Raw genomic sequence first — 12,402 nt, 5'->3', positions numbered from 1 at the left:
GTGCCGACGGCACCGTCGTTGTTTGTGGAGGAGGCATTCCCGGGAGGCCGGCACCGCCCGGATTGCACTAAGAGATCAGAGGATCATACCTCTTAGCCGAAGGCTCAGCCTAGCTCGCCACACCGACCGCAACGCAGGCGTAGGCGTAGGCGTAGGCCTATCGGCAACGAGAAAAACCCAAAATAAGAGCGTCGCCGATCTCTTTCAGACTCGAACTCAATGCCACTGCCACCTTATCCTCTTGATCAATGCCTTCTCCCGTCCAAGCGTCAAGTCTCTCGTGAACAGTAGGTGACACGACTATAATGCCATCTGCCTCGTATATCGAACAGCACTTCATATCACGGTAGAGCTGCTTTCTCGTTTTGTAGCCGAAGGCTTCAATCAGATGAGCATCCCTTGCGGCTTCATCCTTCTTCCGCTCCTTCCAATCGAAGAAGGTTGGGTACTCATCCAAGCTAAGCCAACGGCTCTTCTCTAGCGCGCCTTTAACCGCGTTACCGAGTATTTCTGGCTCAGCATCGGCGTTGAGGCAAGCGCTTAAACCCATAGGATCTCGCCCCATGAGACCAAGACCCGAGAAGGTGTCCACAAGAATGAATTCAGGCTTGAGGTAAGCAGAGGCCCCACGCCGAGGTTTTAATGACATGTCAATTTCCCGCTGCCTTTGTCACATTCAGTCGGACATCCTTAGATGCTGCGTAGTCTACAGCGCGCTGAATCTGTTGCTCGGCCAGCAGCTTCTTCAGTCGGCCGTTCTCAGTCTCCAGGTCCTTAAGCCGCTTGGCCCCCGGCACGCTCATGCCACCGAACTTGCTGCGCCACAGATAGTACGAGGCCTCGCTGAAACCGTGCTTGCGGCACAGGTCCTTGACCGGCGTGCCGGCCTCGACCTCACGCAGGAACCCAATGATCTGCTCTTCGGAAAAACGCTTCTTCACGTCCAATCTCCTTCTCGTGGGGGATTGGACTCGAAACCGGGCCGCTACTCAAATCTGGGGGGACGTCGCTGGAGATGCGCTTTTACATGAGCTATTAGACACGCGCCCGTTTCGCTATGCACCATCGGCCTCGATATCAAATCCCAGTCAACTATCCGGTCACCCTCTGAATGCGCCTCCTGATCAAAAGCCCAAATAGCTTTCCAATTCGGAGAACTGAAACGTATATCTGTCACATGGCACTTCAGCCATCCAGGCAATGGGCACCAAATCATCTTGAATGTTAATTGTTCTTCCCATTGCCCAACAAAGCCTGAGATAGATAGTCGCTGGCGATGAAATGAGGTCTTCGGTAAAGCCGTCTTCGACACGCCTCCTGGGAGAAGACAAGCTAGCCTCACACAGTTTTTTCAGAGCCAGCTCAAGATCGAGATCGGATCCTTCATGCATCGCCTTGAGAACTGCAATATCGGGCAGAAAAATCGATTTCGATGCAGTATCTTCAATATAAAGAAGATTCCGCGCTGCGGCAGCCGCCGCCGAATCGAATGCTCCTTGAAGCATCAACCCTATCTGTTCGGAAATAAACGATAGCGGCTCGCTCTCAGGTCGGGCGTGCATCGCGGCAATAATCGACCCGAGTTCATACTTGAGACTCGCATCATCGGTACAGGAGACGTCCAATGACCTGAAAGTCGACGTCGCACCGCTCCATCCTGATCGTTCAACCAAGGACATGCGCTTCACCTGAAGTCGCGATGCTGTCCAGAACCACGACTTGCACAAGAGCAGATCACGATCCGAAAACCATGAATACAGCGCCATCGCATGCGCGTGCGTCTCGAGAACACGAAGGCATCCCTTTTCGTCCCCTTTTCCGGTAGCTAGATAGCTTACCGCGAGACGCATTGCCCTCTCCCCGGATTCGCCATGCACACGACTCGAGATGTGCGCGATCCGCGCACTCACAGCATCGTTTCGTCGATTTCCATTCATCGCTTAGTTGACCCGAATCAAAACTGGTCGGCCCGTATTTCGGTCGACGCCCGCAACACCCTTGACCAAGGTACCGTGAAGCTGCGCGTCAACTATAGCCTGATGAACCGCCGAGGATTGGTCAATTCGACTAAGCACAGCTTCGACCCATTCATCCGACATCTGCACGTTCCCATTCTGGTCTTTGGCCAGCTTAGCGGCACCGCCCACTATTTGCTTCGAATCTACGATGATTGTGACGCTTCCATCCGCTCCTTGAAGAACGTGATCAAAGCCGTTGTTACTCCCGTATTTGCCTCCATCAAGAACCGTCAGCCCTTGGCGCTCCGCCATGACGTTGATCAAATTTTCTGTATTAACACCCGTCTTGTCGCCGTTGTTCTTGACATGCTGCGCAATAATCTGCTCATCCGGTGTGAGATCGATCAGCGAGACGCCCGACGTATTGAACTTCCCGGCACTCAGATTCCCGGAAGCGGACGGGAAAACGGCCGTCATATCCGCCAATCCTCCGATACCCCCAACGACAAGACTGGTGTTTCGCGCGCCGCCTAAGGCAAGGGCCAACGCAAGGTTACTCGAGCCCCCGCTTGCAGCGAGCCCACCATCACTCAAGATCATACCGAGCTGTGACGTGTACGCGGCCGATCCAGGCGTTGCCAGCGCATTCCAACCGGAGGTACCTACCGGCCAGCCCGCAGCGGACTCAAATGAACCAGCCGCCGCGCCGCCCGCTGCCAGCCCGGTCTTGATCAGCGCTCCGTAAAGAAAAGCCCCGGTATTCGCGGCGGTCGGCCGACCATATGCGTCGGCGACCTGGTTCGAAAGCGTCCAGGCGGGTACGTCACTTGAGAGGTACGTGACCGTCCCTGTGATGATGCTCTTTCCGTTCTCATAGACGCCGTTTACGACTGCGGCAGGAATCTCCGTTGGATTCGCCTGATAGTGCGCAAGAGTCGTCGAGAGGGAATCGCGTGCGCCGCTAAAGCCAGCGACAACCTGGCGAAACTGGTATCCCAGCTCGTAAGCCGGGGCATAGTCTGCAGCGATCGACTCGCCAGGCTTGAGCCCATATTGCGCATAGTACGCGTTTGCGACGTAATCACGGTCCGAGTAGGTCAAGCCACCCTGTGCCTTCGCAATTTGAGCGAAGGCGTTATTTGAGAAGACCTCCCGCTCGTGATCGCGCGAAAGACTGAGCATCTCCATTTCTGCGGTAATCTTGTCCTTGCACGCCTGATTGGCGCACGCCGCCCTGCGCTTGTCCGCATCCTCGACCTCGGAGTGAAGTAGCCAGTTGTACTGCGTCGCCGCCTCGGCGACGCTCGATCCTGTGTCTCCGCCCACCGCCAGGCCGAGGGCGGCACTCCCCATTTTCAGCAACGTTGCAAACTCTGGGGAGCCGGGCTGATAGCCGGCGTCCTGCAAGGACTTAGCCATCGAATTGATCGCGAGCTGATTCGCCGTCGTTCCTGCCAAAGCGGAGCCGATATCGCCTCCGCCGAGGCTAGCAACCGCCGCCGCGACAGCGCCGTGCAGTGCGATCTTCTCCGGACTTCCGTCTTTAAGCCCAAAGGTCTCACCGATAGCGCCAGCAGTACGAAATCCCACCTGTCCCGCGACCTGAGCCATCTCCTGCTGCTCGGCCAGCTTCTTCTCGTCAAAGATCGGCTTCAGGGTCAGGCTATCGAGGGTGCCATCGCGCTTCAGACCCGAAAGATCGACCGGGCCGTCGCGTACGATGATCGTGCCGCCGGCAATCGAGCTTTCCGTCGTACTACTGCTATTGCTCTTCTGGGCAAGGCCAAGGCTCGGGGAACCGGATACTCCCTCGGGTCCATAAGGATTTCTGGCGCCGTCGTCGCCCGACTTACCCGTGCTGAAACCACCACCGACACCGATGCTGCTGCTCTTGTAGCTAGCTTCATTCTGGATGTCTTCCCACGTCAGTGAACCGGTCGAAAGATAGTTCTTCGACGGGTCTGCGGTGCTGGCAATGACCCCGCCCGCAAGGTGAGTATTACCGCCGACGACGAGCTGGAAGCCACCGTCGCCAGCACCGATACCACTGACCTCGTTGACGCTCTCGTAGTGGGACTTTGTCTTGCTCTGACTGAAGCTTCCGCTGCCGCCGTAGCCGAACGTCACCGTCACACTGGCCTGTTGTTGCTTACTCGCGTAGTCATCGGTGTCCTGCTCGCTCTGGATGAGCAGGTTTCCGCCGATGTTGCCGACGACGGAGTTCCCCTTGAGCTGTGCGCCCTTGATCGTCGTATCGTTGCCAGAGACGATCGTGAGTCCGTCCGTTGCGTTTACGACGGTTTCGGCATGAGTCACGCCATTACCGACGGCCTTTCCACTACCTGCCGATACCGACAGGTAAATGCCCGTCTGCGAGCCAATCGAGAAGCCGATCTCGCCACTTCCGTTGCGGTTGGTGCTCTTGCTTGAATGCGCCTCTTCCTGGCTAAGCAGGTTCAGGTTGTTAGCAGCGGCAAGCGCAACGTTCTTGCCATCGATATTGCTGCCAATGATGTTCAGGTCGCCGCCCGTTGCGGCAATGGTCACATTGCCGTCGCTACGGACGTTGCTCCCGTAGGCACGTTCCTCGTGAGTCTTTGTTTCGCTACTGGCACTGCTTGCACCAATGCCCACGCGAAGCGAGATGCCGCCATCGGCGCTTCCCGTACTTCCGACCGCGTCCTGGTACGCGGATACACCATCCTTGATCGCGTAGGCCGTCTTCGCCGCGTACAGCGCTTTGAGGCGGCCATCCTCGACCTCGGCACCTCGGTGCGCCGTGCCGTAAGCGGCCGTAGCAGCATCGACGACGCCACCGGTCAGACCCAGAGTAATACCCGCCGTCTGCTTCTTATACGTCTGACGCGTGTCCGCGGTGGCGACGGCGGCATCAATCGTCACATCCTTACCGACGATCGTGGTCCCTTCCTTGCTGAGCACATCGCTACCGGTGATGTGTACCGTGTTACCGGCCGTCAGCGTGACCTTGCCATCCGTGCTGCCGATGACACTACCCGTCGGCGTACTGTCGTTCTCTTCGTAGCCGGTCTGCTCCTTCGACCCGCCAATCATCACACTGAAGCCACCGCCGGACATCAGACCCGATTTGCTGACGGTCTTGTCGTGGGTTTCGCTATGCGCGGTCTCGGCCGTGCCGATGGTCAGGTTGTTTCCCGCGGCCATCACCAGATCGTTGGTTGCACCGATCTGCGCACCCTGCGCAGTGATGTCGTTCCCCGCCGCCACGGTCACACTGTCCCCGCTGATCAGCGTACCGACCGCAAGGCTATCGACCGTCGCGTCGTAAGCCTTTTTCGTCGTGCTCGACATCGTGCCGGACTTGACGCTCTTGGTCTGCTGCTCCCAGGTATGCAGCTCCTGACCGGCATTGAGGTTGACGTCATTCTTTGCCGCCAGGGCGACGCCGCCCGTCTCGCTGGTGATCTTTGCGGCCGTTGCATTGATGTCATGCCCGGCGCTGACGATCACGCCGTTGCTGCCGTCCAGGCTGGTGCCTGTCAGCGTCTGGTCCATCGTGTGGGTCTGGACAGCCTTCTTGCCGTCCTTGGTGTAGCTTTCGCTGCGCTGGGTGTCGGTGATCGCATTCAGCACGACGTTGCGGCCGGCACTGATCGCTACCTGATCCCCCGCCTTAACCTTAGCCCCCTCACTCACCACATCCCGACCCGCCGCGAGCACCGCATTCCCGCCCGCGTCGATCGTCGCCACCGTATGCACGGTGCTCTCGCTGCTCTGCTTTCCACCCTGCGCGGCCGTCGTCTGGCCGATGGCATTGAGGCTCAGGTCACGCCCAGCGACCAGCTGTGCATCGCCGCCCGCCTTGACCGACGTCGCCGTGAGCGAGAGATCGCGCTTGGCCGACAACGACAGATCGCCACCGGCGGACACCGGCACCGCACCCAGCGTCAGGTCGCGACCCGCGCTTGCTGACAAGTTGCCCGTCGCGCTGATCAAACCGCCCGAGGCGAGACCCAGGCGCGCGGCATCCACTGGTGCGATCGTGTCGCCCAGTTTCAGGCCGCCCAGATCGACGCGGCCGATATCCGCACCGCTGAGGATGTCATTGCCTGCGGTCAGGCTGACGTTGCCGCCCTTGATGCTGCCCGCGTTGAGGATGTCCTGTGCGGCGGTGACGCTGAGGTTGCCGCCCGCGCTGAGGTTGCCGCCGTTGAGCAGCGTGCCCGCTTTGAGGCTGGCGTTCTCGCTCGCGGCGATCGTGCCCGTGTTGGTCAGCGTGCCGGAGGCGTCGAGGATCACCGTCTTGCCGGAGAGGATCGCGCCGTTCTGTGCGACTTCCTGCGCGTGCGCGGCGGACAGGTAGACCACCGGCACGAGCACCTTCTCGCCGTTGACCTCCTGGTTCACCATCCAGACGATGTCCTGCGTGAGGCTGGCCATCTGGCTGGCGGTGAGTGCGATACCGACCGAGAGCTGGAACTCGCCCGACGCCGAGACGCCCGCGTCCATCAGCGCGCGGTATTGCGCCATGGCGTCGGTGTTGTCCGTGAGGTAGCGACGGCCCGTGAGCGAGGTGATCTGGTCGAGCACCATGCGCTGCTCGTAGAAGCCGTCGCCCAGGCGCTTCATCGTGCTTTCGCCGTTGAAGCCGAGGCGGTCCATCAGGTAGTCGCTGCCGAGGAAGCCGGCCTGACTGGCGAAGCGCGGATCGGTCTCGATCAGGTACGGGCTCGCGCTGCCCGGGTGCGTCGTATACAGGCCGCTGGTCGGCAGGCGGATCTGGCCGGCCGGGGCGTCGGGCGAGCCGACGCTCTGCGAGCCAGGACGCGGCCCTGCGTTACGCGTGTCGCCGCTGGTGGTGCCGACGGCACCGACGCTGTTTGCGTCCGGAGCGTTGCCCAGGCCACCGACGCCGCCGAGATCGACGTTGCCGCCTGCCGCGCCGACATGGCCCGCGGCTGCGCCGGATACGTTGCTGCCGCCGCTATTCGCACCGAGCTGCACGCCGCTGATCGGATTACCGTCGGCGCCGACCGTGGTGTTCTCGATGGTCTGGCCGTGAAATTCCAGCGTGCCGCCCGCAGTCATCCGCGAGACGAGGCCCTGACCCGGATCGATGCCGATCCATGCGGGACGCTGTCCGTCGCCAAGGGCGATGGTCGCGGTGCTGCTGCCGTTGCCATAGATCTTGAAGCCATTCGGCTCCCAGCGGCGCGGATCGTGGACGAGCGACTCCCAGCCCACGCCATACTCCGAGACGGTACGCACGGTACCGGTCGGATTCCAGGCGATGTTGCGGATGATCTCGCCGCCGATGTTCGTGTCGCCCGCGCCGAGCGCGCTCTGCCCCGCGCCGTTGATGACGAGGTTGCTACCGGCGGCCACGGTCGACTTGTCGTTGGTGACCGAGCCGGACAGCGTGATGTTTCCGCCGGCGACCATGCGGCCTTCCGCGCTGGCACGCGACAGTCGCTCATACGACAGCAAAGTGTCGGTGTACGTTGCCTGGAAACGGGTCGGAATACCGTCGCCGCTCTGGAAGCCCGTGCAGCGGTTGTCCGTATATCCCGCGCCCTGGCAATACGTCCGCGCCCGCTGAATTTCTTCCGCACTGACGACCTGGCTCGGATCGATGTTCGGCGGCTGGTGGTTCGGATCCGGATCGTTATACGCATAGCGCACGATCGGGCCGCCCACCTGCTGCATCGCGCCGTCCGCCAGGTTGACCGTCTGCGTTTCGAAGATACGGCGCTGATTGGTGATCTGGTTGGCGGCGAGCGTGATCGAGCCGTCGGCTTCGATATCACCGGACAGGTTGGTGATCGCCCCGGCACGGCTGCCACCGTCGTTGGCGGCGATGAAGATGTCGCCCAGCGCGAACACCATCGCATCGCGGTTGAGGAACGTACCACCGATCAGCAGGCGGACGTTGTTCGTCGCGGCGATCAGGGCCGACTGATACGCCGTGTTGTCCGCGACACCGCCCAGGTCCACGCCGTTGGTGAAGTTGTTCGCGCGAACGGTGATGTTGTCCCCGATCAGCGAACCGGTATTGTCGACATCCGTACCGTTGACGTTGAGCGTGTCACCTTCGAGGCGACCGCGGTTGACCACGGCCCCGCGTGAGTTGAGCGCGGTCGTCGCGCTGCTGATACGCGCGCCGTTGCCGTTGGTGATGCTGGCGGCATCGACGGTCAATGCGCCGACGCTTTCAAGTGCCGCGCCGTCGCTGTTGTATAGAGAGCCACCCAGGTGCAGACCGAAGTTGCGGTTGGCCTTGAACTGACCGCCCGCGCCGTTGGTGAAATCGCCCGGCAGCGTGACATCGAGATCACGACCCGCGATGACGCGGCCGTTACCCTGGATACCGCCGAGCAAGTTGAGCGCTACGTCGCCGTTGGACGACGTGTTGCCGCCCGCGTTGTTGAGCCACGCCAGCGTCAGGGCAAGACGCGTACCGGCACCAAACTGGCCGTCGGTATTGGTCAGCGTCGCACCGCCGTTGTTCCAGTCCAGGGTACCCGCCGCGTAGACGTTACCGCTGGTGTTCTCGAAACCACCGATACCGAGTGACAGATCGCCGCCGGAAACCACCCGGCCGCCGGTGTCGTTCAGCGAGGTCGCATTGATTGCCACGCCACCCTGACCGCCAAGCGTGCCGCTGGTGTTGTTGATGGCTCCGCCCGAGGCAAGGCGGGTCGTGCCCGTGCCCGTATTGGCGATGCGGCCATTGATGTTGGAGAAGCCACCGCCCATGACGGTCAGCGTGGCCGCCGTATCGCCGCTGCCGCTCTCGATACGACCGTTGTCGTTGATCAGCGAGCCGTTGGCGACCACCGTCGATGAACCCATCGACTGGACGGCGCCACGATTCACGAGGCTACCCGTGGCGGCGATATCCGCCGTCGTATTGGCGTACAACTGCCCCGCGTTATCGACTGAGCCGGCATGCAGCCACAGACCCCCGTTGCCGCCGATGAAGCCGCCGACACCGTTGCTCAGCGCCTGCGCGATGCTCAGGCGCATCAGCTCACCGGACAACCCCTTGATCTGACCGCTGCCGTTGGCCAGCGAGCCTGCCGTGACCGACGTCGCGCCACCCGACTGAAGCGTGCCTGCGTTGTTACCCAGCGCACCCGCCGTCGTGATCGTGAGCGCGCTGGCGACCAGCGTGCCGTTGTCGTTGGCGATGCTGGCCGCGTCGATCGTCGCGCCGTCAGTCAGGCTGATCGTGCCGCCGGTGGAATCCAGCGCACCGCGCGTGTCCAGATCGAGCGCCCCGTTACCGACAATGCGCCCACCGCGATTGGCGATGCCGTTATAGCCGTCGATCGTCAGCGTGCCTGTACCCGCGTGCTCGATCGCACCGTTGTTGTTAGTGATCGAGGACGCGCGCACGGTGAGGTTGCCACCGTTGCCGGCGATACGACCGTTGGTGTTATCCAGGGCACCGGCAAAGTCCAGCGCCTGATCGGTCGTACCCGTCTGGACAAGCGTGCCACCGGTGTTGTCGAGGCTGACGGCCGTGACGTCGAGCGTGCCACCCTGCAACGTGCCGGCACGGTTCTTCAGCGCGCCGCTCGCCTGAAGCGCCAGCATGCCGTCCGTCGCAATATTCGCGTTACCGGTATCGATGTCACCCGCCGTGGCGATCAACGCGATGTCGCCGCCAGTACGCAGGCGCGAGGCGGCCAGGTCGAGGGACGCGGCACGTAACGCCAGGCGGCTGGCCGCCAGCGTGTTGCCATGCACCGCCAGCGCGCCGGCCACCGTGGCGTCGAGCACGCCCGACGCGCCGAGACTGCCGTCAGCCTGCACGCCCGCGCCGAGGACGCCGGTGGAGACGAGAGTGCCGGCGACCACGGTCAGGTCGCCCTGAGCGACGAGGGTGCCGGTATTGCTCAATTGCTGGGCCAGGGTCCAGCTGGCTTTGCCGCCCGTATAGATGCTGCCGTCGTTGCTGGCCGTGGTCGCGTTGACGGTCAGGTCGCCGCCCGTGCGCAGGCTGCCGCTATTCGTCAGCGAGCGCGTCGACAGCGTGGCATCGCTGCCGGCGTAGACCGAGCCGGCGTTGTCGATAGCGTCCGTCGTTGCGACGTCGAGATGCGAGGTAGCGTAGAGGCTGCCGGTCGCCGTGTTGTCGAGACGCGTCAGGGCCTTTGCGTAGAGATCCGTTCCGGCCTGCACCGTACCCGCGTTGGTGAGCGTGCCGGTGTTGTCGATGCGGAGCGCGCCGTCGGCGACGATCATCGCGTCCGCGGCGTTGTCGACATCACGACCGCGGAGGGTCGCATCGCGTTTCGCGTAGATCACGCCCTGCTGCGTCAGCGTGCCCGTGTCGATGGCCACGTCGCGGCCCGCTTGCAGGTGGCCGCTGTTGGTTACCGCAACCGCTGCGACGGACAGATCGCGATCCGCCACCGTCGTGCCCGTGTGGGTCAGGTTCTGCGAGGCCGTCAGGCTGATGTCGCCCACAGCGCTGACCGTGCCGCGCTGGGCGATGTCCGTCGCGATCAGCGTCGCATTGCCGGTGTCGGCAAGCAGCTTGCCGATGTTGTCGACCGTGGTGTTCGCCGCTACAGCGACCGAACCCACCGCTTCCGCTGTACCCGCATTGCTTACCGAGCCGCCACGAAGCGAGACATCGGTCTGCGCGTAGATATCGCCCGAAGCCGCGTTGTTGAGAGCCTGACCGGCCGTCGCTTCCAGTGCACCGCCGATCGCGTACAGCTTGCCGCTGTTGGTCAGCGCACCCGACGCGTCCAGCGCCAGCTTCTGCGCCGCCTGCATGGCGCCGGTATTGACGATGTCGCCGGCCACGTCGACGACAAGGTTGCCGTCGGCACGCAGGAGGTTGCCGTTGTCCAGCGAACCCGCATGCAAGGATGCATTCGTCGTCGCGTAGATCTGACCGGCATTGCTCACCTTGCCGTCGACATCGATCGTCAACGCGCGACCGGCATACAGCACCCCTTGCGCACCCAGCGTCAGCGCAGCCGTCGATACGACCAGGTCACCGCCCGACTGAATCTGGCTGTTGTTGGTGATGTTGGCGGAATGGATCGCCGTGTCGCCGCCGGTCACGATGTTGCCGCTGTTGGTCAACGCGCGCGATGCATGCAGCGACGCCTGCCCGGCAAGGCTGATGCGACCGCTGTTGTCGATGTTGGCCGCATCGAGACCGGCAGCCCCACCGGCGATGATGGTTCCGGCATTGCCGAGGCGATCGTTCGCCTGCAGGCTCAGTTCGGTACCCGACTCGACCGACGCGGCGTTGTCGATACTCCCCGCGCGCAGCGTGGCGCGCTTTCCTGCGTAGACATCACCCGCACCGCTGTTGGTGATGGCGGAGGCGTTGACGTCGAGCGAGCCGCCGACGGCATAGGCCTTGCCGCTGTTGGTCAGGGCGCCAGCGGCGTCGATCGATGTGTCGCTGGTTCCGTAGATGGTGCCGCTGTTATCGAGCGCTCCCGTGGTCGTTACCGCCACGTTGCTGCCTGCCGCCAGCGTGCCGCTGTTCGACAGCGCCGCACCCTGTATCGCCAGCTGCCCCGTCGACGTCGTCCTGCCGGTCAGCTCGAGACGGCCCGCCTGCGTGATCGTGAAGTCACCGCCCTGGGTCGCCAGCTCGCCCGCATTGCGCACGCCGACACCGGCTTCGGTACCGACGAGGCGGATCTTGTTCGCATACATGCCGCCCAGCGCGGCAACGTCCAGGCTCACGCCGTCCGTGGCGCCTTCGCCCGCGATCGCCTGCGTCGACAGGTCGCCGTAGTTCACCTGGTTCGCACCGGTGACCACGTTGAGCTCATTGGCCCAGACCTTCGCGTTGGCCGCGACGGTACGTGCGATCAGGTCGAGCCGGTCCGTGCCGGTCCCGTTGAGACCCGCACCGTTGATGGCCAGCGTACCGCGCGTCACACGGAAGGCCGCGAGGCTGCCATCGCCACCGAATACCGGCGTCCCCGTGACCAGCGTGCCGCGCGAGGTGTTGATGAAGCCGCAGCCGTCGCAGCTGATCCCGTTCGGGTTGGCGATGATCACTTCGGCGCGGTTGCCCGCCACTTCCGTAAAGCCGCGCAGGCTCGACGCGTTCTGTGAGGTCACCTCGTTGACGATGATCCGCGCCGACTGACCGTTGGCGAGGTTCGCGTTGCCGACGATGTAACCCGCCTGTTGCGTCTGACTGACCGCGGCGCTGTTATTGAGGATCAGACCCTTCGGGTCGACGTTGAAGTGCTCGTACTGGTTATGCGACACGCCGCCCTGCGTGGGCGCGACGATGTTGACCACCGGCGTGCCGTTGGCCGCCGTATCCACGGTCGGCCGGTGGGCCGGGTTCGCGGCACCGGCCACCTGGGCCTGCGAGGCGACAGGCGCGCCAACGAAGGCGACGAGCAGCGCGAGGGCCAGCGTATGCGTCACGCGGCGGGCAAAGTGAGGGCGCAGTGTCATCGTGCAGTCC

General features: G+C 62.8%; 3 protein-coding genes and 1 pseudogene. All 4 read right to left on the bottom strand.

The genetic code is table 11. The features are described from left to right. Nucleotides 1–157: 157 nt before the first annotated feature. The gene (locus FA85_RS11645; protein WP_036116552.1) at nt 158–649 is read right to left on the bottom strand and encodes a contact-dependent growth inhibition system immunity protein; all 492 of its coding nucleotides are present in this window, start codon (nt 647–649) and stop codon (nt 158–160) included. Nucleotides 650–716: 67 nt separating this feature from the next. Continuing rightward, nucleotides 717–941 (bottom strand): annotated as a pseudogene (locus tag FA85_RS11640) (transposase); the annotation flags it as partial. Nucleotides 942–1,124: 183 nt separating this feature from the next. Then, nucleotides 1,125–1,850 carry a hypothetical protein gene (locus FA85_RS21900; RefSeq protein ID WP_156108814.1) on the bottom strand — a complete coding sequence of 242 codons (726 nt, stop codon included), beginning with the start codon at nt 1,848–1,850 and terminating at the stop codon, nt 1,125–1,127. Nucleotides 1,851–1,940: 90 nt separating this feature from the next. Next, the gene (locus FA85_RS11630) at nt 1,941–12,392 is read right to left on the bottom strand and encodes a hemagglutinin repeat-containing protein (protein ID WP_036116556.1); all 10,452 of its coding nucleotides are present in this window, start codon (nt 12,390–12,392) and stop codon (nt 1,941–1,943) included. Nucleotides 12,393–12,402: the final 10 nt, after the last annotated feature.

Origin of the sequence: Luteibacter mycovicinus (assembly GCF_000745235.1) — a bacterium.
GTDB classification, from domain to species: domain Bacteria; phylum Pseudomonadota; class Gammaproteobacteria; order Xanthomonadales; family Rhodanobacteraceae; genus Luteibacter; species Luteibacter mycovicinus.
The sequence above is the reverse complement of the archived record's forward strand: the minus strand, read 5'-3'. Positions and strand labels throughout refer to the sequence as shown.